Below are 25,391 nucleotides of genomic sequence, written 5' to 3'. Positions count from 1 at the left end.
GCCAACCACGTGAGCTCCTCCTCCACCACCCGGCCGACGCCGCCGCACCAGGGACAGCCGTACCCGGGCGCGGGCAGGCAGCGGACCCCCGGCGCGTACCGGCTGGTGCGCACGGCCCCGGCCCCGGTGGACCCCCCTCAGCTGGACGCAGCGCAGCGGGCGGTGGTTGAGCACGACCGGGGGCCGCTCCTCGTCCTCGCCGGACCCGGCACCGGGAAGACGACGACGCTGGTGGAGGCCGTCGCCGCCCGTGTGGAACGCGGCGCCGACCCCGAGCGGATCCTCGTCCTCACCTTCAGCCGCAAGGCCGCCGTCGAACTGCGCGACCGGATGGCCACCCGGCTCGGCGGCCGCCGACCGCCCCAGGCCACCACCTTCCACTCGTACTGCTACGCCCTCATCCGGGCCCACCAGGACGCCGAACTCTTCGCCGAACCCCTCCGGCTGCTCTCCGGCCCCGAGCAGGACCTCGCCGTCCGCGAACTCCTCGCCGGCCAGATCGACCTCGAACGGACCGGGGTCGGCGGCGTCCGCTGGCCCGACGAACTGCGCGCCTGCCTCACCACCCGCGGCTTCGCCGACGAGGTCCGCGCCGTCCTCGCCCGCTCCCGCGAACTCGGCCTCGGCCCCGACGCGCTGCGCCGCTTCGCCGAACGCGTCGGCCGTCCCGACTGGAAGGCCGCCGCCGGCTTCCTCGCCGAGTACCTCGACGTCCTCGACCTCCAGGGCGTCCTCGACTACACCGAACTGGTGCACCGGGCCGTGCTCCTCGCCGAGCGGACCGCCCTCCCCGGGTACGACGCCGTCTACGTCGACGAGTACCAGGACACCGACCCCGCCCAGGTCCGGCTCCTCACAGCGCTCACCGGCGGCGGCCGGACCACGGTCGTCGCCTTCGGCGACCCCGACCAGTCGATCTACGCCTTCCGCGGCGCCGACGTGAACGGCATCCTCGACTTCCCCGCCGCCTTCGGCGGCGCGCCCGTCCGCGTCCTCGGCACCTCCCGCCGCGCCGGCGCGGACCTCCTCGCCGCCACCCGGCAGCTCACCCGCCGGATGCCGATGACCCGGCTGCCGGCCGCCGCCGTCCGCGCCCACCGCGAACTCGTGCCGGTCCGGGACGGCGGCTCGGCCGAGGCGTACACCTATCCCACCGCCTCCGCCGAGGCCGAGAACATCGCCGACCTGCTGCGCCGCGCCCACCTGGAGGACGGCGTCCCCTGGCACGACATGGCCGTCCTCACCCGCGCCGCCGCCGCCCTCCCCTCCCTCCGCCGCGCCCTCACGTCGGCGGGCGTCCCCGTCGAGACCGACGCGGCCGACACCCCGCTCCGCCACGAACCGGCGGTGGCCCCCCTGCTGCTGGCCCTGAGAGCGGTGGCCGCCCCGGTCGTGGGCGACCGTCCCGCCCCGGTCGTGGGCAGTCGTTCCTCCGCCGAGGACTCCGTCCAGGGGGGACCCCCGGCGGAACGGGCGGGCACGACCGCCGACGGCGCCGCCCAGGCCCCCGAGCCGGATCCCGCACCGGCCCGGGCCGAGACCTGGCTCCCGGTGGAGACCGCCCTCGAACTCCTGGCCTCGCCCCTCGGCGGCGTCGACCCGGCGGACCTGCGCCGCCTCGGCCGCGCCCTCCGCGACGAGGCGCGCGCCGCCGGCGACAAGGTCCCGCCCCCCTCCGACGTCCTGCTCGCCCGCGCCCTCGCCGACCCCGACCGCCTCGCCGCCCACGACCCCGCCTACGCCCGCGGCGCCCAGCGCCTCGGCCGCCTCCTCCGGGAGGCCCGTACCCTCCTCGCCGACGGCGGCACCGCCGAGGAGGCCCTCTGGGTGCTCTGGGACGGCACCCCCTGGCCCGGCCGCCTGGAGCGCGCCGCCCTCCGCGGCGGCCCCGCCGGCCGCAACGCCGACCGGGACCTCGACGCCGTCTGCGCCCTCTTCGAGACCGCCGCCCGCGCCGAGGAACGGCTCGGCGGCCGGGGCGTCCTCAACTTCCTGGAGGAGCTGGACGCCCAGGACATCGCCGCCGACACCCTGACCCGCCGTCACACCCGCCCCGACGCCGTCCGCCTGATGACCGCCCACCGCTCCAAGGGCCTGGAGTGGGGCCTCGTCGTCGTCGCCGGCCTCCAGGAGGGCCTCTGGCCCGACCTCCGACGCCGCGGCTCCCTCCTCGAAGCCGACCGCATCGGCCGCGACGGCCTCGCCGAACCCCTCACCCCCGGCGCCCTCCTCGCCGAGGAGCGCCGCCTCTTCTACGTGGCCGCCACCCGCGCCCGCGAACGGCTCGTCGTCACCGCCGTGAAGGCCCCCGCCGAGGACGGCGACCAGCCCTCCCGCTTCCTCACCGAACTGGGCACGGAGCCCAGGGAGGTGGCCGGCCGGCCCCGCCGCCCGCTCGCCGTCTCCGCCCTCGTCGCCGAACTGCGGGCCACCACCGTCGACCCGGACGCCTCGCCCGCGCTCCGCGACGCCGCCGCCCGCCGCCTCGCCACCCTGGCCGCCCTCACCGACGAGGACGGCCAGCCGATGGTTCCGGCCGCCCACCCGGACCGCTGGTGGGGCCTCCACGAGCCCACCCGAGGCGAGGTGCCGCTGCGCGACCGCGACCGGCCCGTCGCGCTCTCCCCGAGTGCCCTGGAGAACCTCGCCGCCACCTGCTCCCTCCAGTGGTTCCTGGGCCGCGAGGTCAAGGCCGCCGAGCCCGCCTCCGCCGCCCAGGGCTTCGGCAACGTCGTCCACGTCCTCGCCGACGAGGTCGCCTCCGGCCGCACCCCCGCCGACCTGGACGTCCTCATGGCCCGCCTCGACACCGTGTGGGACGCGCTCGCCTTTGACGCCCCCTGGAAGTCCGCGCAGGAGAAGGGCCACGCGCGCGTGGCCCTCGAACGGTTCCTGCGCTGGCACGTCATGGACCGCGGCGGCCGCACCCCCGCCGCCTCCGAGCACGGCTTCGACGTCACCCTGGACGCGGGGGAGTACCAGGTCCGCATCCGCGGCTCCATGGACCGCGTGGAGACCGACGCGGAGGGCCGCGCCTACGTCGTCGACTTCAAGACCGGCAAGTCCGCCCCCACCGGCCCCGAGGTGGCCCGCCACCCGCAGCTCGCCGTCTACCAGCTCGCCGTCCGCGAGGGCGCCCTGGACGAGGTCTTCGGCGGCCGCCGTCCCGAACCCGGCGGCGCCGAACTCGTCCAGCTGCGCCAGGCCGCGCCGAAGAAGGAGGGCGGCGACGCCCTGCCCAAGGTGCAGGCGCAGCAGCCTCCGGAGGGGGAGTGGGTCGGCGACCTGCTCGCCACCGCCGCCGGCCGGGTCCTCGACGAGCGCTTCACCCCGACCGCCGGCCGGCACTGCGAGACCTGCTCCTTCCGCGCCGCGTGCAGCGCCCGTCCGGAGGGCCGCCAGGTCGTCGACTGAACGGCACGTGACCGGTGTCACGTTCCCGGTCGTACATCCTTTCTCCGTCCCGGCTGGTCACTCTCTCCGCGGCACCACATAAGGTCGCCGTGAAGAAAACCTGTGAATATTCGCTTTCGAACACGTCGAAGGCATCACGCACGCTTGAGGAGTACGCGCATGAGGGCCAACCGGAAGCTCTGGGCCACCGCGGCGATCTGTCTGACCGTCGTCGCCGGCGTCACCGGCTGCGGCAAGGGCGACGACAAGCCCGCCGACCCCTTCGCGGGCCTCTCCGCCGACGACATCGCCGACAAGGCCATCGAGGCCACCAAGAACGTCACCGCCCTCCGCGTGAAGGGCAGCTTCGCCGACGAGGGCGAAACGATGACCGTCGACATGGCGGTCGACGACAAGAACAACTGCAAGGGTTCCATGGAGAACCCCAAGGGCGGCAAGGCCGAGATCATCGGCACCGGCGACGCCGCCTACATGAAGGGCGACGACGCCTTCTGGAAGAGCACCATGGGCGGGGAGGACTCCTCCGCCGAGGAGACCGGCGCCATCTCCACCCTGCTCAAGGGCCGCTGGATGAAGACGCCGGCCGGCGACGAGAGCCCCGCCGCCTTCTGCGACCTCAAGAGCATCACCAAGGACATGGACGAGGACACCCCGCGCAAGGGCCTGACCCGTGAGGCCGACGCCGACGTCGACGGCACCCCGGTCGCCGTCCTCAAGGGCAAGCCGGAGAAGGACGGCGAGACCCCGACCTTCTACGTGGCCAAGGACTCCGCCAAGCCGTACATCCTCCGCGTCGTCACCACCGGTGGCGACGAGCCGGGCACCGTCGACCTCAGCGACTTCGACAAGCCGGTGGACGCAGCCGCCCCGCCGGCCGACCAGGTCATGGACATGGAGGCGCTGATGAAGGCCGGCGCCGGCAGCTGACCCCGGCCGCCGACTAGCGGCCACGCGCGCGGGGGGCGACCCTGGTGACAGGGTCCGGGGGGACGAGGAGGCTCGTATGCGGTCCCAGTCCAGCCACCGGAGGCTCCGCGCCGCAGCGGTCGTCTGCGCCGCCGTCGCCGTCGCGGGCCCCGCCCCGGCGGCGGCCCTGGCGGCGACGGTGCCGCGGGGCCCCGCGCCGGCCCCCGCCGCCCCGTCCCCGGATCCCTTCGACGGGCTCACCCCCGCGCAGATCGCCGACCGGGCCGTCGACGCCACCCGCTCCGCCGACTCCCTGCGCATGACCGGGAAGGTCGTCTCCGACGGACAGGACCTCGACGTCGACTTCTCCGTCGACGACAAGGGCTCCTGCCAGGGCCGCATCGGCGTCGACGAGGGCGACGCGGAACTCCGCCGGGTCGACGACGTCACCTACATGAAGGGCGACGAGGCCTTCTGGCGGATCTCCATGACCGCCCAGGGAGTCCCCGAGAACCAGATCGCCCCGGTCATCGAACTCGTCGAGGGCCGCTGGCTCAAGATCGGCCCCGGCCAGGCCGGCAGCGCCGACCTCGACGAGGTCTGCGACCTCGACTCGCTCCTCGACGACCTCGGCCGGGACGAGGACGCCCGGGCCGGTCTCACGCGCGGCCCCGACCGCGAGGTCGACCGGGCCCCCGTCGCGACCCTCGTGAAGAAGGAGTCCGGCGAGACCACCACCGTCTCCGTCGCCCAGGAGGGCAAGCCGTACATCCGGCAGGTCGTCAGGACCGGCGGCGACGAACCCGGCTCGATGACCCTCTCGGAGTTCGACCGACCGCTGGAGGTCACCGCCCCGCCGGCCGACGAGACCGTCGACCTCTCCCGCCTCGACTCCGGCACCCGCGCCTGAAGCCCGCCCGGGGGAGACGCGCGGGACGGACATGTCCGACCCGCCCGCTAGCCTCTTCCGGTGACCGCTCACCTCACCGACCCCGAGCAGCTCAAGGAGCTCCTCGGCATCCCCTTCACCCCGGAGCAGACGGCCTGCATCACCGCGCCGCCCGCCCCGCAGGTCATCGTGGCCGGAGCCGGCTCCGGCAAGACCACGGTGATGGCGGCCCGGGTCGTGTGGCTGGTCGGCACCGGCCAGGTCGCCCCCGAGCGGGTCCTCGGCCTCACCTTCACCAACAAGGCGGCCGGCGAGCTCGCCGAGCGCGTCCGCACCGCCCTCGTCCGCGCCGGCGTCACCGACCCCGACCCGGTGGACCCGGAGAACCCCCCGGGCGAGCCCCGCATCTCCACCTACCACGCCTTCGCCGGGCAGCTCCTCACCGACCACGGCCTGCGCATCGGCCTGGAACCGACCTCCCGGCTCCTCGCCGACGCCACCCGCTTCCAGCTCGCCGCGCGCGTGCTGCGCGAGGCCCCCGGCCCGTACCCGGCGCTCACCAAGTCCTTCCCCGCCCTCGTCGAGAACCTGCTGGCCCTCGACGCCGAGCTGGCCGAGCACCTGGTCGAACCCGCCGACCTCCTCGCCCACGACGACGGCCTGCTCACCGCCCTCGCCGCCGCCAAGCTCACCAACGACGACCTGCGCAAGCTTCCCGAGACCTCCGCGGCCCGCCGCGAACTGACCGGACTCGTCATCCGCTACCGGGCCGCCAAGCGCTCCCGTGACCTCCTCGACTTCGGCGACCAGATCGCCCTCTCCGCGCGGCTCGCCACCACCCGCCCCGAGGTCGGCGCGATCCTCCGCGACGAGTTCCGGGTGGTCCTCCTCGACGAGTACCAGGACACCTCCGTCGCCCAGCGGCTGCTCCTCTCCGGCCTCTTCGGCCAGGGCACCGGCCACCCGGTCACCGCCGTCGGCGACCCCTGCCAGGCCATCTACGGCTGGCGCGGCGCCTCCGTCGCCAACCTCGACGACTTCCCCGAGCACTTCCCGCACGCCGACGGCACCCCCGCGAGCCGCCACTCCCTCTCCGAGAACCGCCGCAGCGGCGGCCGCCTCCTCGACCTCGCCAACGGCCTCGCCGCCCCCCTGCGCGCGATGCACGCGGGCGTGGAGGCGCTGCGCCCCGCCCCCGGCGCCGAGACCGACGGCACCGTCCGGATCGCCCTCCTCCCCACCCACGCGGAGGAGATCGACTGGCTCGCCGACTCCCTCGCCCACCTCGTCCGCACCGGCCGCGAGCCCGGCTCCATGGCCGTCCTGTGCCGCACCGCCGGCGACTTCCCCGCGATCCACGCCGCCCTCGTCGCCCGCGACGTCCCCGTCGAGGTCGTCGGCCTCTCCGGCCTGCTCCACCTCCCCGAGGTCGCCGACCTCGTCGCCGTCTGCGAGGTCCTCCAGGACCCCGGGGCCAACGCCTCCCTGGTCCGCCTCCTCACCGGCCCCCGCTGGCGCATCGGCCCCCGCGACCTCGCCCTCCTCGGCCGCCGCGCCCGCCTCCTCGTCCACCGCGGCGCCGCCGGGACCGAACCCGGACAGCGGCTCGCCGCCGCCGTCGAGGGCGTCGACCCCGCCGAGGTCGTCTCGCTCGCCGACGCCCTCGACACCTTCCTCGACTCCGCCGGCCACCCCGACGACGGCCTGCCCTTCTCCGCCGAGGCCCGGGTCCGCCTCGCCCGCCTCGCCGTCGAGCTGCGCTCCCTGCGCGCCTCCCTCGCCGACCCCCTCATGGACGTCCTCCACCGGGTCCTGACCGTCACCGGCCTGGAGGTCGAGCTGTCGGCCTCCCCGCACGCGCTCGCCGCCCGCCGCCGCGAGACCCTCGGCAACTTCCTGGACGTCGCCGCCGGCTTCGCCTCCCTCGACGGCGAGGCGAGCCTCCTCGCCTTCCTCGGCTTCCTGCGCACCGCCGTCCAGTTCGAGAAGGGCCTCGACAACGTCCTGCCGGGCGGCGAGAACACCGTGAAGGTCCTCACCGCGCACAAGTCCAAGGGCCTGGAGTGGGACGTCGTCGCCGTCCCCGGCCTGGTCACCGGCCAGTTCCCGTCCGCACGCGCGCGCGAGTCCTGGACCTCCCAGCCCCAGGTCCTCCCGCACGCCCTGCGCGGCGACGCCGCCACCCTCCCGGACCTCGACACCTGGGACGCCAAGTCCCTGTCGGCCTTCAAGACCGCCATGAAGGACCACCAGCACACCGAGGAGCTCCGCCTCGGCTACGTCACCTTCACCCGCCCCCGCACCCTCCTCCTCGCCTCCGCCCACTGGTGGGGCCCCGCCCAGAAGAAGCCCCGGGGCCCCTCGGCCTTCCTCCACGCGCTGTACGCCCACTGTGAGAAGGGCCACGGCGACATCGAGTCCTGGGCCGAGGAACCCGCGAAGGACGCCGAGAACCCCCTCCTGGCCGAGGCGACCGGCGACCTCCCCTGGCCGCTGCCGCTGGACGAGGAGGCGCTGGGGCGCCGCAGGAAGGCCGCCGAGCTGGTCCACCACCACCTGTGGAACGCCGCCCCGCCCGAGCACGCGCCGGCGCCCGCGGAGCCGCACCCCGAGGACCTCTGGCTCCCGGACGACCCCACGGGGCCCACCGGCACGGTGCCGCACCCCCGGGAGACCCTCACCCCGGAGGAGGCCCGCACGATCGCCTCCTGGGACAGGGACCTCACCGCCCTCACCGCCGAACTCCACCGCACCCGCGCCACCACCAGGGACGTCCTCCTCCCCGCCTACCTCTCCGCCTCCCAGGTGATACGCCTCGCCGAGGACCCGGACGGCTTCGCGCAGGAGCTGGCCAGGCCCATGCCCAAGCCGCCGCAGCCCGCCGCCCGCCGCGGCACCCGCTTCCACGCCTGGGTGGAGTCCCGCTTCGAGGAGCTGCCGCTGCCCTTCCTCGGCCCGGACGAGCTCCCCGGCGGCGAGGACTTCGCCGGCGAGCCCGAGATCGTCGACGAGCGGGACCTGGAGGCCCTCAAGGAGGCCTTCGCCCGCACGCCGTACGCCCACCGCGCCCCGCACCGGGTGGAGGTCCCCGTCCACCTCACCCTCGCGGGCCGGGTGGTCCGGGGCCGGATCGACGCCGTCTACCGGGACCCGGACTCGGGGGCGTACGAGATCGTCGACTGGAAGACCAGCCACCACCGGACCGCCGACCCCCTCCAGCTCGCGCTGTACCGGCTCGCCTGGGCCGAGCAGCACGGCCTGGACCCCGAGGAGGTGGGCGCCGCGTTCGTGTACGTGCGGACGGGCGAGGTGGCCCGTCCGGCCCGGCTGCCCGGGCGGGCGGAGCTGGAGGCGATCCTGCTGGGCGGGGCACCCCCCGGCGCCGGATAGGCTCGTGAGCATGAGCGAGACCCCGGACAGCGTCGTCCAGCCCGTACGCGCCTACATCGAGCGGCACCGCGCCGCCTTCCTCGGCGACCTCGCGGAGTGGCTGCGCATCCCGTCCGTGTCGGCGCAGCCGGAGCGGGCCGGGGACGTGCGGCGCAGCGCCGACTGGCTCGCCGGCGCCCTGAAGGAGACCGGCTTCACCACGGTCGAGGTCTGGGAGACCGACGGGGCCCCGGCGGTCTTCGCCGAGTGGCCGTCCACCGACCCGGACGCGCCGACGGTCCTCGTCTACGGCCACCACGACGTGCAGCCGGCGGCCCGCGAGGACGGCTGGCACACCGACCCGTTCGAACCGGCCGTCGTCGACGGCAGGATGTACGCGCGCGGGGCGGCCGACGACAAGGGCCAGGTGTTCTTCCACACCCTCGGGGTCCGCGCCCACCTCGCCGCGACCGGCCGCACGGCCCCCGCCGTCCACCTGAAGCTGCTGGTGGAGGGCGAGGAGGAGTCCGGCTCCCCGCACTTCCGGGTGCTCGTCGAGGAGCGGGCCGGCCGGCTCGCCGCCGACGTCGTGATCGTCTCCGACACCGGCATGTGGTCCGAGACCACCCCCACCGTCTGCACCGGCATGCGCGGGGTCGCCGACTGCGAGATCGAGCTGCACGGCCCCGACCAGGACATCCACTCCGGCTCCTTCGGCGGCGCCGTGCCCAACCCGGCCACCGTCGCCGGCCGGATCGTCGCCGCCCTGCACGACGCCGACGAGCGGGTCGCGATCCCCGGCTTCTACGACGGGGTGAGCGAGCTCACCGAGGCCGAGCGGAAGCTCGTCGCCGAGCTGCCCTTCGACGAGGCCGCCTGGCTGCGCACCGCCAAGTCCCACGGCACCCTCGGCGAGGCCGGCCACTCCACCCTGGAGCGGGTCTGGGCCCGCCCGACCGCCGAGGTCAACGGCATCGGCGGCGGCTACCAGGGCCCCGGCGGCAAGACGATCGTGCCCGCCTCCGCCCACCTCAAGCTGTCGTTCCGGCTGGTCGCCGGCCAGGACCCGGACCGGATCGAGACGCTGGTCCGGGAGTGGCTGGCCGGGCTCGTGCCCGCCGGCATCCGGTACGGGATCGTCTTCGGCGCCCCGACCCGCCCCTGCCTCACCCCGCTCGGCCACCCGGCCCTCACGGCGGTGGCCGGGGCGATGAGCCGGGCCTTCGACGGGGCCACCGTCCGCTACACCCGCGAGGGCGGCTCGGGACCGGCCGCCGACCTCCAGGACGTCCTGGACGCGCCCGTGCTCTTCCTGGGCATCTCGGTCCCGTCCGACGGCTGGCACGCGCCGAACGAGAAGGTCGAGCTGGACCTCCTCATGAAGGGCGTCGAGGCGACCGCGTACCTGTGGGGCGACCTCCCGGCCGCCCTGCGGGCCGGCGAGCGCTGAGCGCCGGACGCGGGACGCCGTAATGACCGACATCGATCCGGGGGAGCTGGAAGTACCTGTGAGCACCTTGAACAACGCGTTCGCGGACCGTCCGATCTCGCTCACCGCGCCGGGCGGGATCGACCGCGCCGCCCACCACCGCCTCGACGAGGCATGGCTCGCGGCCGCCTGGAGCCACCCGAGCACCCGCGTCTTCGTGGTCTCGGGCGGCCAGGTGCTGATCGACGACCGCCCCGACGGCACCACCGAACTCGTCATGACGCCGGCCTTCGAGGCGCCCATGACCGAGACCCACCGCTACTTCCTCGGCACCGACGCCGACGGCGTCTCCTACTTCGCGCTCCAGAAGGACTCGCTGCCCGGCCGCATGGACCAGTCGGCGCGCCCGGCGGGCCTGCGCGAGGCCGGCCTGCTCCTGTCGCCCCGCGACGCGGGCCTGATGACCCACGCGGTCGCCCTGGAGAACTGGCAGCGCCTCCACCGCTTCTGCTCCCGCTGCGGCGAGCGCACGGTGATCGCCGCCGCCGGGCACATCCGCCGCTGCCCGGTCTGCGGCGCCGAGCACTACCCGCGCACCGACCCCGCGGTGATCATGCTGGTCACGGACGACCAGGACCGGGCGCTGCTCGGCCGCCAGGTGCACTGGCCGGAGGGCCGCTTCTCGACGCTGGCCGGGTTCGTCGAGCCGGGCGAGTCGATCGAGCAGGCCGTGGTCCGGGAGGTCTTCGAGGAGGCCGGCGTCACCGTCGGCGAGGTGTCCTACGTGGCCAGCCAGCCCTGGCCCTTCCCGTCCAGCCTGATGCTCGGCTTCTTCGCCCGGGCCACCTCCCCGGAGATCGAGGTGGACGGCGAGGAGATCCACGAGGCCCGCTGGTTCTCCCGCGAGGACCTGGAGGCCGGCTTCGCCTCGGGCGAGGTGCTGCCGCCGTACGGCATCTCGATCGCCTCCCGGCTGATCGAGCTCTGGTACGGCAAGCCGCTCCCGAAGCCCGGCGACGTGGTCTAGGACGTGCGGAGGCCCCCGATCCCTCGGATCGGGGGCCTCCGCACGTCCGCGGAGCCGCGCCTCAGACGGTCAGCGCCTGCTTGACCTGCGCCAGGCTCGGGTTCGTCATGACCGACTCCGCACCGGAGGGCGCGACGACCAGGACCGTCGGGACGGTCTGGTTGCCGCCGTTGGCCTGCTCGACGAAGGCGGCCGACGCGGGGTCCTGCTCGATGTTGATCTCGGTGTACGCGATGCCCTCGCGGTCCATCTGGCCCTTCAGCCGGCGGCAGTAGCCGCACCACTCGGTGCTGTACATCGTCACGGTGCCCTGCATGGCCAGGCGCTCCTCAAGGGGTCGGGGTCGGTACCGAAGGGAGAACGTACGCCACCGGCCCGTCCATTCCCGCGCGCCGGGTGACCTGCGCCGCGTCCGGGGCCGGGTCCGTGGCCGGGCCGTGTCCAGGGCCGGTCCGGGTCCAGGGCCGCGTCCGCGTTCGGCCGGTGTGATCGTACGACCGTACGGGTGCGGCCCCGGGCCTGTGGACGACGCGCCGCACCGCCCCGCCCGACCTGGCAGCATGGCGGAGTGACAGCAGCAACGCACTCCCCTCTCTTCCCGCAGGTCCCGGAGACCGCCGACGCGGTGCTCGACGGGCTCGACCCGGAGCAGCGCGAGGTCGCCCTGGCCCTGCACGGCCCGGTGTGCGTGCTCGCCGGCGCCGGCACGGGCAAGACGCGGGCGATCACCCACCGGATCGCCTACGGGGTGCGGGCGGGCGTGCTGCAGCCCGCGAGCGTGCTCGCCGTCACCTTCACCAACCGCGCCGCGGGCGAGATGCGCGGCCGGCTGCGCCAGCTCGGCGCGGGCGGGGTGCAGGCCCGCACCTTCCACTCCGCCGCCCTCCGCCAGCTCCAGTTCTTCTGGCCGAAAGCGATCGGTGGCCCGCTGCCCCGGCTCGTCGAGCGGAAGGTCCAGCTCGTCGCCGAGGCGGCGGCCCGCTGCCGGGTCCGGCTCGACCGGAACGAGCTGCGGGACGTCACGGCGGAGATCGAATGGGCCAAGGTCACCCAGACCGTGCCCGCCGACTACCCGGCGGCCGTCGCCCGCTCCCGGCGCGACGCCCCCCGGGACCCGGCCGAGATCGGCCAGCTCTACGCGATGTACGAGCAGCTCAAGGGCGAGCGCTCGGTGATCGACTTCGAGGACGTGCTGCTCCTCACCGTCGGCATCCTCCAGGACCGGGAGGACATCGCCGAGCAGATCCGCCGCCAGTACCAGCACTTCGTCGTCGACGAGTACCAGGACGTCTCCCCGCTCCAGCAGCGCCTCCTGGAGCTGTGGCTGGGGGAGCGGGACAGCCTCTGCGTGGTCGGCGACGCCAGCCAGACGATCTACTCCTTCACCGGCGCCACCCCCGACCACCTGCTCGACTTCCGCACCCGCCACCCGCGCGCGACCGTGGTCAAGCTGGTCCGCGACTACCGCTCCACCCCCCAGGTCGTCCACCTGGCCAACGGCCTGCTGAACCAGGCGTCCGGCCGGGCCGCCGACCACCGCCTGGAGCTGATCTCCCAGCGCGAGGCCGGCCCCGAGCCGGTCCACACCGAGTACGGCGACGAGCCCGCCGAGGCCGAGGGCACCGCCCGCCGGGTGCGCGACCTGATCGCCGCCGGCGTCCCGGCCGGCGAGATCGCCGTCCTCTACCGGATCAACGCCCAGTCGGAGGTCTACGAGCAGGCCCTCGCCGACGCCGGCGTCCCCTACCAGCTGCGCGGCGCCGAGCGCTTCTTCGAGCGCCAGGAGGTGCGCGAGACGCTCGCCGCCCTGCGCGGCGCCGCCCGCTTCGGGGCGAACGACTCGCTCCTCGACGGCGCCGACGACCTCCCCGCCCAGGTCCGGGCGGTGCTTTCCGGCCAGGGCTGGTCCAGCGTGCCGCCGACCGGCTCCGGCGCCGTCCGGGACCGCTGGGAGTCGCTGGCCGCGCTCGCCCGGCTCGCCGACGACTTCGCCGCCGCCCGCCCCGGCGTCACCCTCGCCGACCTCGTCGCCGAGCTGGACGAGCGGATGGCCGCCCAGCACGCCCCCACCGTCCAGGGCGTCACCCTCGCCTCGCTGCACGCGGCCAAGGGCCTGGAGTGGGACGCCGTCTTCCTGGTCGGCCTCACCGACGGCATGCTGCCGATCACCTACGCCAAGACGGACGAGCAGATCGAGGAGGAGCGCCGGCTGCTCTACGTGGGCGTCACCCGGGCCCGCGTCCACCTCACGCTCTCCTGGGCGCTCTCCCGCTCCCCGGGCGGCCGCGCCTCCCGCGTCCCCAGCCGCTTCCTCAAGGGCCTGCGCCCCGGCTCCGGCAGCCGGGCCGGCGGCCACGGCGCGGCCGGCGGCATCGAGCGCGGCGGCCCGGGCGGCCCGCTCGGCACGGGCCCCCGCCGCCGCCCGCGCGGCCCCGTCCGCTGCCGGGTCTGCGGCGCCACCCTCACCGAGGCCGGCGCCATGAAACTGCTCCGCTGCGAGGACTGCCCCTCCGACATGGACGAGGGCCTGTACGAGCGCCTGCACGCCTGGCGCGAAGAGCGCGCCCGGGCGCTCGGCCAGCCCCCCTATTGCGTCTTCACCGAGAAGACGCTCATGGCCATCGCCGAACGCGTCCCCGCCACCGGCGGCGAGCTCGCCATGATCGCCGGGGTCGGCGCCCGGAAGCTGGACCGCTTCGGAGCCGATGTCCTGAGCATCTGCGCAGGTGAAGAGGGTGTGACGGGTGCCGGTGACGACTGATCGAAACTCGTGGGAAAAATAGTTTGCGCCCGCCCCGTCAAGCCCCATAGGTTCTTAACCACGCAACAGCGGCTTCTCCGAAGCGCTGTCTCGTGCTGTACTTGTCCAAATAAACATCGAGAGCCCGGCTCGCACCCGAGCTCTCCGAGACGCCGAGAGGAGGCGATTCCAGTGATCAGCAACATCAACAGCACCATCGTCAGCACCGCCAAAATGACCGATCGCTCGGTCGTCTCCGCCTGCTCGCTCGGCCTCTCCGCCTTTGCGTTCCTTGGCAGCGGTCTGCCCGTCACCGGTCTGTCCGGTCGTGGCATGTCCGCCATCGAGCGCGATGAGCGACCGACCAAGGCACGGGTGGCTGCAGAGACCAAGGCCGGAATCACGGCCTATGGCTTCGCGGCGGCCGGTGCCGGCAAGCAGCAGACGACGCAGCACCACACGATGTGGGCCTTCCGTGGGCTCGAACCCTGGAGTGATCCAGCCTGACCTGATCAGGCCGGCGCCTTCAGGGCCGCGGAACCCCACCCGGGATCCGCGGCCCTTCTGTTTGTCCCCGAACGGGGACGACGGAGCGAGGGGGCCTCGGGACAAGAGAACCCGGTACCAGCCGAAGACCCGGCCGACCGGCCGGAAACGACCAGACGAGGAAAGACACCCGTGCAACTCGAAGCGCACGCCCCGTCCGTACCGCCTTCCGAAACGATCCCCCCGTCCGGCCTCACGGAGGACCACGCCTTGACCCCCCTGACATCGCTCACCGCGCTCGACGACGCCATCGAGAACCTCGGCGTCCCGGTTCCCTGCCGGGCCTACGACCCGGAGGTCTTCTTCGCCGAGTCCCCGGCCGACGTCGAGTACGCCAAGTCCCTCTGCAAGACCTGCCCGCTGGTCGCGGCCTGCCTCGCCGGCGCCAAGGAGCGCCGTGAGCCCTGGGGCGTCTGGGGCGGCGAGCTCTTCGTCCAGGGCGTGGTCGTCGCCCGCAAGCGGCCCCGCGGCCGCCCGCGCAAGAACCCGGTCGCGGCATGACCGCCCTCACCTGGGAGGCACCCCACAAGGCCCCCAGGCGCACCGGAACGATCGACCACCCCCTCACGCACGATCCCCAGAAGCAGGCCCCGATGACCACGCCCGCCACCGAGCCCACCGGCTCCGCTACCCCCGACTTCTCCACCGCCGGCGCCCCCGCGCCGCGTCAGAACAGGACCCGTGACATGCAACTCATCCCAGAAGCCCTGGCCCGTGCCCATATGCACGAGCGCCGGCGTGAGGCCGACGCGGAACGTCAGGCCGCGCGCCTGATCGCCGCCCGGCGCATGCAGCGCCGCGCCGAGCGCGTCTCGCTGCGCGCCCGCCGCGCCCTCGCCATGGCCGTCATGAACTGACGCCCCACCAGGCGTCCCCGCGGGGGCCGGTCCGAACGGACCGTCCCCCGCGGTGCGTTGCCCGGCCGCGGCCGCCCCGCCGGGCTATCGTCACGAGGATGAACGAGCCCCGCGCCGCGGAGGCGCCCGTGGCCTGCGCCCGCTGCGGCAGGACCGCCGACACCCTCCCGATCACCTGGACCTGCTCCGTCGAGAACGGGCGCCGCGAGTACTTCTGCGAGGAGTGCGCCCGCGCCAACATCCGGGCCATCGAGGGCCGCCTCGACTCCTCCTGGTGGTGACCCTCCCCGGTGACCGCGCCCCGGTGACCGTGCCTCGGCGACCGGCCGCCGGCTAGGGCGCCGGCTCGAAGCCGGGCAGCCAGGACGACAGCTCGTCCCGCAGCCGGACCGTCGCGTTCAGCTGGCACAGCACGCCGATCGTGGACAGCGTCACCCGGTGGATCAGCAGATACGCCGGCGGCAGGTTCAGCTGGCGCCCCAGCTGGTGGGCGGGGGAGCGGGGATCGGCGATCCGGGCCGCCTGCGTCCGCATCCAGCCCCGGGTGAAGACGAAGGACTCCGCCACCGCGGGCTCGATGATCGGCAGCAGGTAGTCCAGCACCTCCTCCGGATCGAGAGCCACCGACTCCTTCACGAAGCCCTCCGACCGCAGCAGCGCGTACACCGGCTCGGCCTCACCGGCCAGCGTCATCCGCAGACAGGTCCCGATCATCTCCGGAAGACCGCCCGGCAGCCGGTCCACCGTGCCGAAGTCCAGCACCCCGAGCCGCCACCCCGCCGGATCGTCCGCCCCGTCGCCGGTGCCGGACGGCAGCAGCCGGAAGTTCCCCGGGTGCGGGTCGGCGTGCAGCAGCCCCGTCCGCGCCGGACCCGAGAACAGGAACCGGGCCAGCAGCTGCCCCGCCCGGTCCCGCTGCTCCTGGCAACCCTCCGCGATCACCTCCGAGAGCGGGATGCCGTCCATCCACTCCGTCACCAGGACCTGCTCCGCCTGGTGCACCACCCCCGGCACCACCACGTCCGGATCGTCCGCGAAGACCTCCGCGTGCTCCCGCTGGGCCCGCGCCTCCAGGGCGTAGTCCAGCTCCTCCGACACCCGCTCGCGCAACTCCGCGATGAGCGGCTTCACCTCGATCCCCGGCAGCAGCGGCCCGAGGAGCCGGGCGAACCGGCCGAGCTGCGCCAGGTCCGCCAGCAGCGCCTCCCCGGCACCCGGGTACTGCACCTTCACCGCGACCTCGCGCCCGTCGTGCCACACCGCCCGGTGCACCTGCCCGATCGACGCGGCCGCAGCGGGCTTGTCCTCGAACTCCAGGAACAGCTCCCGCCATTCCTCGCCGAGCCGCTCCTCCAGGACCCCGTGCACCGTCCGCACCGGCATCGGCGGCGCCGCCTCCTGAAGCTTCGTCAGGGCCGCCCGGTAGGGACCGGCGATCTCCTCCGGCAGCGCCGACTCGAAGACCGACAGCGCCTGGCCGAACTTCATGGCCCCGCCCTTGAGTTCGCCGAGCACCTTGAACAACTGCTCCGCCGTCCGCTCCTGGAGCTCGCGGGCCACGAACTCGGCCGACTTGCCCCCGATCCGCTTGCCCAGGCCCCACGTCGCGCGCCCCGCGAAGCCCAGCGGCAACGCGGCCAACTTGGCGGTCCGGGTGACCGCCTTCCGGGGAAGATCAGACATGCGCCCCTCCAATTCCCAGACTGCCCTGTCGTGCGGGGCGGCGCCCCGTCCTCGTGAACCGCGTCCCCTCGCCTGCCGAGACGCCCACCCCCACCCTGCCGCGCGCGGCCCCGCAGGGACAGGCCGGGTGCGGCACCAGCCGCTCGGCCCGCCATCCCAGCGACGGCATCGCCGCCTCCCACCGGGTCCCCGTGCTCGCCGGCGACTCCCCGTCCAGAAAGGCCAGCGCGTGCGAGGCGGCGAGCCCCGCCACCGCCGTCGCCAGCGCCACGTCACAGGCCGGCAGCGGATGCGGGGCGCCCGAACGCCACTGCGCGAGCAGCCGGGGCCACGCCGGGTCCCGGTCCGTCGCCTCCTCCTGAAGGCACCGGGCGCAGGCCGTCCCGCCCGGCAGCACCAGCGGCCCCACCATCCCCGTCGCCTCCAGCACGCCCGCGTACAGGTGGGGCACCCCGGCCGCCATCCACGGCTCCGCCACCACAGGATCCGGCACCCGCACCCCCAGGCCGTCCCGGTCCGTCACCACCACGAGTGACACCGGCTTCCCGCCGCCCCCGTCACCCGGTGCCGCCCGCGGGCAGGCCCGCCGCGCGGCCACCGGACCCCGTGCCCAGCGCCCCACCAGCCGCCGCACCGCCGCCACCCGCCGCTCGCCGACCGCCTCGGCCGGCAGTCCGCCCGGCGCCGTCTCCCACGGCTCGACCCGGCCCCCGTCGACCACTTCCACGCCGCCCACGCCCGCCGCCGCGAGCAGCGCCGCCACCATCGCGCCCACCCGCCCGGCGCCCCTCACCCGCACCCGCCGCTCCCGCCGGGCCGCCAGGGTCGCCAGCGCCCGGTCCGGCTCCGCGCACACCACCGACAGCGCGGCCAGGTCCGCCCGCAGCGGATCCAGCGCCGTGTCCACCGCCCCCGCCTCGGGACCCGCCCGCCCCGGCCGCCCGGCGGCGGCGTCCACCAGCAGCCCCGCCGCGCCGAGCCGCCCGAGCAGCGCGTCGAGCCGCCCCTCCGGGAGCCCCAGCGCCGCGGCCTCCCGCCGCAGCGAGGCCGCCCCGCGCGTCCCGTCCATCAGCCCGAGCAGCCGGCCCGTCGCCGCGTCCACCGGATCCAGCACCACCGCGTGCGCCGGCGTCACCCCGTACTGCGCGCACGTCAGACTCCGCCACGCCCGGCGCAGCGCCGGCTTCACCATCGGCTGCATTCCCGCCCCCGTCTCCGTCTCCCTCGCCCGTCTCCGCGGACCACCGGAACCAGACTGCCCACCGCCGCGGAACGGCGCCGAAAGTTGTCCACAGGCGCGCCCGAAAGTCATATGGGTCATACGAAAGGGATTCCGTCGCGTCCGACGGGTACCGTCGAAGGCGTGCCAGTCGAGATCCGCAGGAGCGCCCGCCGCACCCGTTCCGTCTCCGCCTACCGCGAGGGGGACCGCACGATCGTCCTCATCCCGGCCCGGATGTCGGAGGCCGAGGAGCGCCGCTGGGTCGGCGTGATGCTGGAGAAGCTCGACGCCAAGGACCGGGACAGGGAGCGCCGCGCCACCCGCGGCGACGCCGAACTGGCCGAGCGGGCCGCCCGCCTCTCCGCCCAGTACCTCGACGGGAGGGCACGGCCCGATTCCGTGCGATGGGTCACCAACCAGAACGGCCGCTGGGGCTCCTGCACCCCCGCCGAGGGCACCATCCGGCTCTCCCACCGCCTCCAGGGCATGCCCGAGTACGTCGTCGACTACGTCCTGCTGCACGAGCTCGCCCACCTCCTCGTCCCCGGCCACGGCCCAGCTTTCTGGCGGCTTCTGGAGGCGTACTCGCGTACCGAGCGGGCCCGGGGTTACCTCGAAGGAGTGGTCGCCGCGGACCGCCTCCCGCACCCGCCGGGCGGGGACCCCGCGGCCTGACGCCCGATTTCCCGATTTCGTACCGGATCGGACCTCCCCTGTCTCAATGTCGGCCCCAGCGGTTAGCCTGGCGCGAGTCATTCGCCATCGGGATGGGGGACGGTCGTTACGCATGGCCAGGGAATTCCAACGCGGCCACAAGGCCAAGATCAGTGATCTGACCGCGGGCACCGATCTGTACGTGGGCGTGCAGATCGCGGCTCCCGGGCTCACCTTCGACATCAGCTGCTTCGGGCTCGACGCCGACGAGCGGCTCTCGGACGACCGGTACTTCGTCTTCTTCAACCAGCCGAAGTCGCCCGAGGAGTCCATCCAGCTGCTCGGGGCGCAGTCCGGCGACACCGAGTCGTTCCGCGTCACCCTCGACCGGATCCCCCCGCAGATCCACAAGCTGGCCTTCACCGCCACCATCGACGGCGACGGCCAGATGTCGCAGGTCGGCCCCGGCTGGATCCGGATCGTCGCGGGCGGCGAGGAGGTCGCCCGCTACGCCTTCACCGGTGCGGAGTTCTCCACCGAGCGCGCGGTCATGCTCGGCGACTTCTACCTGAAGGACGTGTGGCGCTTCGCCGCCGTCGGCCAGGGCTTCGACGGCGGCCTGGAAGCGCTGCTGCGGAACTTCGGCGGCGAGGTCATGGAGGAGGAGCCCGCGGCTCCCCAGCAGGCCGCCCCCCAGCAGGCGGCCCCCGCCTTCGGCGCCCCGGCCCAGGCCGCCGCGCCCCCGGCCTTCGGCGCCCCCGCCGCCCCGGCCCCCGCGCCCGCCCCCGGCTACGGCACCCCGCAGCCCGGCTACGGCGCGCAGCCGCCCACGCCGCCGCCGGCCCCGCAGCCCGTGCACACCCAGCCCACGATGGTCGCGCCGCTCGCCCCCGCCCCGGTGGCGCCGCCGGCTCCGGCCCCGGCCGCCCCCGGCCCGTACGGCCAGCCGCCGCAAGCCCCCTACGGGCAGATCCCGGGCCAGACCCCCCCGCCGGGCACCCCCTACGGCCAGCCGCCGCAGGCCCCGTACGGCCAGCAGCCCGGCTACGGCCAGCCGGCCCCCTACGGGCAGCAGCCCGGGATGCCCCCGGGCATGCCGCCGCAGGGCGTCCCGCAGGGCGCGCCCGCGGCCGGCGCCGGGCTCGCCGCCGCGCTCGCCCCGTTCAAGGAGACCGCCACCGGCGCCCGCTGGACCCCGCAGAACCAGCAGCTCATGCGGGTCGACCTCAGCATGGGCGGCACCCCCGTCCTCGCCCGCCAGGGCTCCATGGTCATGTACCAGGGCAAGGTCGACTTCTCCTACAAGGGAGCCGGCTTCGCCGGCCGGATCGTGGGCAACGCCACCGGCCAGGAGATGCAGCTGATGCGCTGCACCGGCCGCGGCCAGGTCTTCCTCGCCGAGAACGGCGCCCATCTGCACCCGATCGAGCTCCAGGGCGACGCCATCTGCGTCTCCGCGGAGAACGTGCTCGCCTTCGACGAGTCCCTGCAGTACGAGGTCCGCCGCATCGAGGGCCACGGCATCCCCGGCGGCGCCCTGTTCACCATGCAGTTCCAGGGCACCGGCACCGTGATCGTCAAGACCCACGGCGTCCCCGTGGTCCTGCCCGTCACCCCGACGACCTTCGCCGACTGCAACGCGGTCGTCGCCTGGTCGGCCGCCTCGCAGGTGATCCTCTCCAGCCAGGTCCGGCTCCGGCGCAACGCCTACCCCGGCCACAGCGGGGAGACCGTGAACCTCCAGTTCCGGGGCGCCCCCGGCAACTTCATCGTCGTCCAGCCGTACGAGGTCTGAGGGAGCCCGACACCATGAACCAGCAGCTCGCGGGCTATGCCCCGACCCCCATCGCGGCCCGCATGGAGAACCACGGCCGCACCATGCTCAAGGTCGCCATGGCCACCGGCCAGGACCTCTACGCCCGGTCCGGCTCGATGGTCGCCTACGAGGGCTTCATCAGCTACGAGCCCAACCCGCCCGCCGTCCGCCAGGTCGCCAAGGAATGGGCCACCGGCGAGGGCGCGCCGATCATGAAGTGCGCCGGCGACGGCCTGCTCTACCTCGCCGACTACGGCGCCGACGTCGTCGTGATCAACCTGCAGAACGACGCGATCTCGGTCAACGGCTCCAACCTCCTCGCCTTCGACGCCCACCTGACGTGGGGCGTCGAGCGGGTCAAGGGCCTCGCCAAGTTCGCCGGCCAGGGCCTGTTCAACGTGGGGATCGCCGGCACCGGCTGGGTCGCGCTCACCTCGCGCGGCACCCCGATCGTCGTCGACTGCGGACGGGGCGAGGACGAGACGTACGTCGACCCCGACGCGCTCGTCGCCTGGTCGCCGGCGCTCAAGGTCAAGGGCAAGCGCAGCTTCAAGGCGTCCTCCCTCATCGGGCGGGGCAGCGGCGAGGCATACCAGATGGCCTTCTCGGGCCAGGGCATCGTCGTCGTACAGCCGAGCGAGGACAGCAGCGACCGCCTGCGGGTCCGGGGCTGAGGGGGAGCGAGAACACATCATGCAGAGCCCGCTTTTCAACCACGCCGAGCAGCAGAGCCAGGAGCGGTACGTCATCCAGAACCCGCAGCTGCTGCGGGTGAGCCTCACCGGCCACGACGACGTCCTCGCCCGCAAGGGCGCCATGGTCGCCTACCAGGGCCTCGTCGACTTCGACGGCGAGTACCAGTCCAGCACCCAGCGCCAGGCCCGCGCCCGCACCGGCGAGGGCCTCGACCTGATGCGCTGCTCCGGCCAGGGCACGGTCTACTTCGCCAACCTCGCCCAGTACATCCACGTCATCGAGGTCGAGCAGGAGGGCCTCACCGTGGACAGCTCCTACGTGCTGGCGCTCGACACGAGCCTGCACACCGAGGTCATCGCCGTCGACAGCCAGTACGGGGTCTCCGGCACCGGCAAGTACCAGCTGAACATCACCGGCCGCGGCAAGGTCGCCCTGATGACCTCCGGCCAGCCGCTGATGCTCCAGGTCACGCCCGACAAGTACGTGAGCGCCGACGCGGACGCGATCGTCGCCTGGTCCACCTCGCTGCGGGTCCAGATGCAGGCCCAGACGCACAACAGCAGCATCCGCAGCCGCCGCGGCAACACCGGCGAGGGCTGGGAGCTCAGCTTCCTCGGCCAGGGCTTCGCCCTGGTCCAGCCCAGCGAGATCATGCCCCCGCAGAACGCGGTGATCGGACAGGGCGCCGCCGCCCAGTTCGGCGTCGGCCAGCACGGCGCCCACGGCCAGAACCAGAACAACGCCTGGAACTGACCGGACACCGACCGGCACGCGAAGAGGCCCCCGGGAAACCGGGGGCCTCTTCGCACGTCCGCTCACAGGCGGGCCAGCGTGCCCTCCACCAGCCGCACCACCGAGGTGTCCGCGACACCGGCCACCTCGTCGTACGCGTACCACCTCAGGTCCAGCGACTCCTCGCTGATCTGCGCGACCGCGTCCGCCGGCGCCAGCGCCGCGTACTGCACGTCGAGGTGCCAGTGGCAGGGCGCCGGGATCGGGTGCCGGTCCAGCCGCACCGGACCGCCGGGCAGCAGCGTCAGGCCCGCGATCCCCGACTCCTCGGCGGCCTCGCGCAGCGCCGCCACCTCGACCGTCGGATCGCCCTCCTCGCAGTGGCCGCCCATCTGGAGCCACATGCCGAGCTTCTTGTGGAGGGTGAGCAGCACCCGCCCGCGCGAGGGGTCGACCACCAGCGCGCTGCTGGTGAGGTGCCCCGCCCCGCACGGCTTGTACATGCCGTCCGGGTGGGCCGCCAGGTGCTCCAGGTAGAGCTCGCGCAGCTCCGGCTGGCCCTCGTACCCCTTGAGGACGAGGACCGCGTCGTCGTGCAGGCTCACTTCTCGGAGTCCCCGTCCCCGCTCCCGGTGCCGTCCCCGTCCCCCGGCTCGTCTTCGGGCCGGTCGCCCTGGGCCGCCTCGCCGAGCATCTTGTCCAGCTCGGAGAAGTCCAGGTGCTCGCGGTGCACGAAGCCGTCCGGGTCGTCCAGGTCGGTCGCCGTCGGCAGCATGTCGGGGTGCTCCCACAGGCCGTCACGGCCGTCGACGCCCCGGGCGTCGGTGAGCGAGGCCCACAGCCGGGAGGCGTCCCGCAGCCGGCGCGGACGCAGCTCCAGACCGATCAGGGTGGCGAAGGTCTGCTCGGCCGGGCCACCGGTGGCCCGGCGCCGCCGCAGCGTCTCGCGGAGCGCGTCCGCCGAGGTCAGCCGGGTCTTGGCGGCCTCGTGGACCACCGCGTCCACCCAGCCCTCGACCAGTGCCAGCGCCGTCTCCAGACGGGCCAGGGCCGCCTTCTGCTCGGGCGTGTCCTGCGGCTGGAACATGCCGGACTGGAGCGCTTCCTGGAGCTGCTCGGGGTGGGTCGGGTCGAGCTGGGAGACGGCCTCCTCCAGCTTCGAGGTGTCGACCTTGATCCCGCGCGCGTACGCCTCGACCGCGCCGAACAGGTGCGCCCGCAGCCACGGCACGTGCGCGAAGAGGCGCTGGTGGGCGGCCTCGCGCAGGGCCAGGTAGAGCCGCACCTCGTCGGAGGGGACGCTCAGGTCCTTGCCGAAGGACTCCACGTTCAGCGGGAGCAGCGCGGCCCGGGAGGCCGGGCCGAGCGGCAGGCCGACGTCGGTCGAGCCGACGACCTCGCCCGCGAGCGCGCCGATGGCCTGCCCGATCTGCTGGCCGAACATGGCGCCGCCCATCGACCGCATCATGCCGATCAGCGGGCCCGCCATGGCCTGCATCTCCTGCGGCAGCACGTCGCCCATGGCGTTGCCCACCCGCTCGGCGACCGGGTCCACCAGCTCCTTCCACGCCGGGAGGGTCGCCTCGACCCACTCGGCGCGGCTCCACGCCACCGCGACGTTCGCCCCGGAGGGCAGCGAGGTGGCCTGGTCGAGCCAGAGGTCGGCGAGGCGGACCGCCTCCTCGACGGCGGACTTCTCGGCCGGGCCCACGCTGGCGTCCTTGACACCGTCGGCGGTGCCCTGGGCGACCACCTGGCGGGCGATCTGCTTGGCCATGTCCCAGTTCACGGGACCGCCCTCGTAGCTGAGCATCTGCCCGAGCTGCTGGAAGGCCGCGCCGAGGTCCGTCGGGTTCATCGACCCGAACATCGCGGCGAACGGATTGTCCGCGCCGCCCTGGCCGCCGCCCAGGCCGGGGATGCCGCCGAATCCGAACGGGTTCGCCCCGAACGGATTGCCGCCGCCCTGGCCACCGGACCCCTGGCCACCTCCGGCGGGGTCCTTCTTCTTGCCTTCGTCGCCGTCCTCCGGCTCCTCCGGCGGAAGGCCGAATCCGAATGGGGTGTCACTCACAGGTTTCCTCGGCTCCTAGGGCCACCGGCTTCTGCCGGTGGCGACTGCCCGCTGCACAACACCAGCGTAGACATCCGTGTCGGATATGGGCTCAAGTCTCCGTCGGGCCGTGCCCTGCGGCAGGATGGACGCCACCTGGTACGTACGCGTCATCCCCGTACGTACTGAAGACAACCACTGGAGTCGGTCGGTGAGTTCCCCAGATCCGCAGGTTCGCGGAGCGCGAAACACCTCAACCCGGTCCGCGGCGCGCGGCCCCGTCGTCGCGGTCACCGGCGCCGCCACGGGCGTCGGAGCCCTGCTGACCAGGCGTCTCGCCGATTCGGAGGAGGTCCGGCAGGTCCTCGCGCTCGACGAGCGGCGGGGCGAGGTGCCGGAGGCGACCTGGCACGTCCTCGACGTGCGGGATCCGGCCATCGCGGAGAAGCTGCGCGGCGCCGACGTCGTCGTGCACCTGGCCGTCGACCTCGACCTGGAGACCGACCCCGCCGCCCGGACGGCCTACAACGTGCGCGGCACGCAGACGGTCCTCACGGCCGCCGCCGCGGCCGGCGTCCACCGGGTGGTCCTGTGCACCTCGACCATGGTCTACGGCGCCCTGCCCGACAACGACATCCCGCTCTCCGAGGACGCCGAGCTGCGGGCCACCGCCGAGGCGACCGGCGTCGGCGACCTGCTGGAGATCGAGCGGCTCGGCCGCCGCGGCTCCCGCGCCCACCCCGGCCTCAACGTGACCGTGGTCCGCCCGGCCGTCCTCGTCGGCGGTACGGACACGGCGCTGACCCGCTACTTCGAGTCGCCCCGGCTGCTCGTCGTCGCCGGATCCCGCCCCACCTGGCAGTTCTGCCACGTGGACGACCTGGTCAGCGCGCTGGAGTACGCGGCCCTGGAGAAGGTCGACGGCGAGTTCGCGGTCGGCTGCGAGGGCTGGCTGGAGCAGGAGGAGGTCGAGGAGCTGTCGGGCATCCGCCGCATGGAGCTGCCCTCCGCGGTCGCCCTCGGCGCCGCCGCCCGGCTGCACCGGATCGGCCTCACCCCCTCCCCGGCCGGGGACCTCGCCTACACCATGCACCCCTGGGTGGTGAGCGTGGGACGCCTCCACGACGCGGGCTGGCGCCCGAAGTGGACCAACGAGGAGGTCCTGGCGGCGCTCCTGGAGGAGGTCCAGGGCCGGCACACGGTCGCGGGCCGCCGGCTGGGCCGCAAGGACGCCACGGCGGCGGGCGCGGCGGGCGCCACGGTGGCCCTCCTGGGCACCGCGGCCCTGGTGCGGCAGATGCGGAAGCGGCGCGGCCTGTAGGACCCTCCTACGGGGGGTCCCGGTCCACCGGTCGAAA

General features: G+C 74.3%; 21 protein-coding genes. 16 read left to right on the top strand and 5 right to left on the bottom strand.

Going from position 1 to position 25,391, the window contains the following annotated elements:
• The first annotated feature begins 9 nt into the window (after window positions 1-9).
• The 6 genes from ACF1ED_RS05480 (at window position 10) to nudC (ending at window position 11,034) form a co-directional block, all read left to right on the top strand.
• A complete protein-coding gene (locus ACF1ED_RS05480; RefSeq protein WP_391757074.1) occupies window positions 10-3,414 on the top strand; it encodes an ATP-dependent helicase in 3,405 nt (1,134 codons plus the stop codon).
• Between the two features lie 159 nt (window positions 3,415-3,573).
• Window positions 3,574-4,341 (top strand): hypothetical protein, encoded by a 768-nt coding sequence (locus ACF1ED_RS05475; protein WP_391757073.1) that lies wholly within the window; start codon window positions 3,574-3,576, stop codon window positions 4,339-4,341.
• 76 nt (window positions 4,342-4,417) lie between these two features.
• Window positions 4,418-5,230, top strand: coding sequence for a hypothetical protein (locus ACF1ED_RS05470; RefSeq protein ID WP_391757072.1), 813 nt, complete (start codon window positions 4,418-4,420; stop codon window positions 5,228-5,230).
• 60 nt (window positions 5,231-5,290) lie between these two features.
• The gene (locus ACF1ED_RS05465) at window positions 5,291-8,599 is read left to right on the top strand and encodes an ATP-dependent helicase (RefSeq protein WP_391757071.1); all 3,309 of its coding nucleotides are present in this window, start codon (window positions 5,291-5,293) and stop codon (window positions 8,597-8,599) included.
• A 10-nt stretch (window positions 8,600-8,609) separates the two neighbouring features.
• The gene (locus ACF1ED_RS05460) at window positions 8,610-10,028 is read left to right on the top strand and encodes a dipeptidase (RefSeq protein ID WP_391757070.1); all 1,419 of its coding nucleotides are present in this window, start codon (window positions 8,610-8,612) and stop codon (window positions 10,026-10,028) included.
• Window positions 10,029-10,086: 58 nt separating this feature from the next.
• The gene (gene nudC / locus ACF1ED_RS05455) at window positions 10,087-11,034 is read left to right on the top strand and encodes an NAD(+) diphosphatase (RefSeq protein ID WP_351855266.1); all 948 of its coding nucleotides are present in this window, start codon (window positions 10,087-10,089) and stop codon (window positions 11,032-11,034) included.
• 61 nt (window positions 11,035-11,095) lie between these two features.
• Here the strand turns inward: nudC and ACF1ED_RS05450 are convergent, their stop codons facing one another.
• On the bottom strand, window positions 11,096-11,350 hold the full coding sequence (locus ACF1ED_RS05450; protein ID WP_391757069.1) for a mycoredoxin: 255 nt from the start codon (window positions 11,348-11,350) through the stop codon (window positions 11,096-11,098).
• Window positions 11,351-11,602: 252 nt separating this feature from the next.
• Here ACF1ED_RS05450 and ACF1ED_RS05445 point away from each other — a divergent pair, with 252 nt between their 5' ends.
• The 5 genes from ACF1ED_RS05445 to ACF1ED_RS05425 all read left to right on the top strand — a co-directional run bounded on the left by ACF1ED_RS05445 (window position 11,603) and on the right by ACF1ED_RS05425 (window position 15,458).
• Entirely contained in the window at window positions 11,603-13,795 is a 2,193-nt protein-coding gene (locus ACF1ED_RS05445; RefSeq protein ID WP_391757068.1) for an ATP-dependent DNA helicase UvrD2, read from the top strand.
• 171 nt (window positions 13,796-13,966) lie between these two features.
• The gene (locus ACF1ED_RS05440) at window positions 13,967-14,281 is read left to right on the top strand and encodes a hypothetical protein (protein WP_391757067.1); all 315 of its coding nucleotides are present in this window, start codon (window positions 13,967-13,969) and stop codon (window positions 14,279-14,281) included.
• A 171-nt stretch (window positions 14,282-14,452) separates the two neighbouring features.
• The gene (locus ACF1ED_RS05435; protein ID WP_031013886.1) at window positions 14,453-14,821 is read left to right on the top strand and encodes a WhiB family transcriptional regulator; all 369 of its coding nucleotides are present in this window, start codon (window positions 14,453-14,455) and stop codon (window positions 14,819-14,821) included.
• On the top strand, window positions 14,818-15,177 hold the full coding sequence (locus ACF1ED_RS05430; protein ID WP_391757066.1) for a hypothetical protein: 360 nt from the start codon (window positions 14,818-14,820) through the stop codon (window positions 15,175-15,177). The genes ACF1ED_RS05435 and ACF1ED_RS05430 overlap by 4 nt, the downstream gene beginning before the upstream one ends.
• Before the next feature lie 98 nt (window positions 15,178-15,275).
• Window positions 15,276-15,458 carry a hypothetical protein gene (locus ACF1ED_RS05425; RefSeq protein WP_391757065.1) on the top strand — a complete coding sequence of 61 codons (183 nt, stop codon included), beginning with the start codon at window positions 15,276-15,278 and terminating at the stop codon, window positions 15,456-15,458.
• Window positions 15,459-15,510: 52 nt separating this feature from the next.
• Here the strand turns inward: ACF1ED_RS05425 and ACF1ED_RS05420 are convergent, their stop codons facing one another.
• Both ACF1ED_RS05420 and ACF1ED_RS05415 read right to left on the bottom strand, forming a co-directional pair.
• A complete protein-coding gene (locus ACF1ED_RS05420; protein ID WP_391757064.1) occupies window positions 15,511-16,860 on the bottom strand; it encodes an ABC1 kinase family protein in 1,350 nt (449 codons plus the stop codon).
• Entirely contained in the window at window positions 16,853-18,061 is a 1,209-nt protein-coding gene (locus ACF1ED_RS05415) for a TOMM precursor leader peptide-binding protein (protein ID WP_391757063.1), read from the bottom strand. Before ACF1ED_RS05415 ends, ACF1ED_RS05420 begins: the two co-directional genes overlap by 8 nt.
• A 111-nt stretch (window positions 18,062-18,172) precedes the next feature.
• On the opposite strand from ACF1ED_RS05415, the gene ACF1ED_RS05410 reads away from it, so the two are divergent.
• The 4 genes from ACF1ED_RS05410 to ACF1ED_RS05395 all read left to right on the top strand — a co-directional run bounded on the left by ACF1ED_RS05410 (window position 18,173) and on the right by ACF1ED_RS05395 (window position 22,001).
• Window positions 18,173-18,757: a M48 family metallopeptidase gene (locus ACF1ED_RS05410; RefSeq protein WP_391757062.1), complete on the top strand. Its 585-nt coding sequence runs from the start codon at window positions 18,173-18,175 to the stop codon at window positions 18,755-18,757.
• Between the two features lie 112 nt (window positions 18,758-18,869).
• Window positions 18,870-20,531, top strand: a complete 1,662-nt coding sequence (locus ACF1ED_RS05405) for a TerD family protein (protein WP_391757061.1) — start codon at window positions 18,870-18,872, stop codon at window positions 20,529-20,531.
• Window positions 20,532-20,545: 14 nt separating this feature from the next.
• Window positions 20,546-21,226, top strand: coding sequence for an AIM24 family protein (locus tag ACF1ED_RS05400; protein ID WP_043225037.1), 681 nt, complete (start codon window positions 20,546-20,548; stop codon window positions 21,224-21,226).
• A 19-nt stretch (window positions 21,227-21,245) separates the two neighbouring features.
• Window positions 21,246-22,001 (top strand): AIM24 family protein, encoded by a 756-nt coding sequence (locus ACF1ED_RS05395; RefSeq protein ID WP_391757060.1) that lies wholly within the window; start codon window positions 21,246-21,248, stop codon window positions 21,999-22,001.
• A gap of 62 nt (window positions 22,002-22,063) precedes the next feature.
• Here ACF1ED_RS05395 and ACF1ED_RS05390 read toward each other — a convergent pair whose 3' ends face one another.
• Entirely contained in the window at window positions 22,064-22,585 is a 522-nt protein-coding gene (locus ACF1ED_RS05390; protein ID WP_391757059.1) for an NUDIX hydrolase, read from the bottom strand.
• Entirely contained in the window at window positions 22,582-24,054 is a 1,473-nt protein-coding gene (locus ACF1ED_RS05385) for a zinc-dependent metalloprotease (RefSeq protein WP_391757058.1), read from the bottom strand. The genes ACF1ED_RS05390 and ACF1ED_RS05385 overlap by 4 nt, the downstream gene beginning before the upstream one ends.
• A gap of 190 nt (window positions 24,055-24,244) precedes the next feature.
• Here ACF1ED_RS05385 and ACF1ED_RS05380 point away from each other — a divergent pair, with 190 nt between their 5' ends.
• Complete coding sequence (locus ACF1ED_RS05380) at window positions 24,245-25,354, top strand: SDR family oxidoreductase (RefSeq protein ID WP_391757057.1); 1,110 nt, start codon at window positions 24,245-24,247, stop codon at window positions 25,352-25,354.
• Window positions 25,355-25,391 lie beyond the last annotated feature (37 nt).

This window comes from Streptomyces sp. NPDC014656 (genome assembly GCF_043084305.1).
Lineage (GTDB): Bacteria > Actinomycetota > Actinomycetes > Streptomycetales > Streptomycetaceae > Streptomyces.
Note: the sequence above shows the minus strand (reverse complement) of the source record. Positions and strands in the feature narration are given on the sequence as shown.

Coding starts and splice junctions, on each gene's coding strand:
- ACF1ED_RS05475 (WP_391757073.1), top strand. CDS start 3,574: ATGAGGGCCAACCGGAAGCTCTGGGCCACCGCGGCGATCTGTCTGACC.
- ACF1ED_RS05470 (WP_391757072.1), top strand. CDS start 4,418: ATGCGGTCCCAGTCCAGCCACCGGAGGCTCCGCGCCGCAGCGGTCGTC.
- ACF1ED_RS05460 (WP_391757070.1), top strand. CDS start 8,610: ATGAGCGAGACCCCGGACAGCGTCGTCCAGCCCGTACGCGCCTACATC.
- ACF1ED_RS05450 (WP_391757069.1), bottom strand. CDS start 11,350: ATGCAGGGCACCGTGACGATGTACAGCACCGAGTGGTGCGGCTACTGC.
- ACF1ED_RS05430 (WP_391757066.1), top strand. CDS start 14,818: ATGACCGCCCTCACCTGGGAGGCACCCCACAAGGCCCCCAGGCGCACC.
- ACF1ED_RS05425 (WP_391757065.1), top strand. CDS start 15,276: ATGAACGAGCCCCGCGCCGCGGAGGCGCCCGTGGCCTGCGCCCGCTGC.
- ACF1ED_RS05420 (WP_391757064.1), bottom strand. CDS start 16,860: ATGTCTGATCTTCCCCGGAAGGCGGTCACCCGGACCGCCAAGTTGGCC.
- ACF1ED_RS05415 (WP_391757063.1), bottom strand. CDS start 18,061: ATGCAGCCGATGGTGAAGCCGGCGCTGCGCCGGGCGTGGCGGAGTCTG.
- ACF1ED_RS05410 (WP_391757062.1), top strand. CDS start 18,173: ATGGGTCATACGAAAGGGATTCCGTCGCGTCCGACGGGTACCGTCGAA.
- ACF1ED_RS05405 (WP_391757061.1), top strand. CDS start 18,870: ATGGCCAGGGAATTCCAACGCGGCCACAAGGCCAAGATCAGTGATCTG.
- ACF1ED_RS05400 (WP_043225037.1), top strand. CDS start 20,546: ATGAACCAGCAGCTCGCGGGCTATGCCCCGACCCCCATCGCGGCCCGC.
- ACF1ED_RS05395 (WP_391757060.1), top strand. CDS start 21,246: ATGCAGAGCCCGCTTTTCAACCACGCCGAGCAGCAGAGCCAGGAGCGG.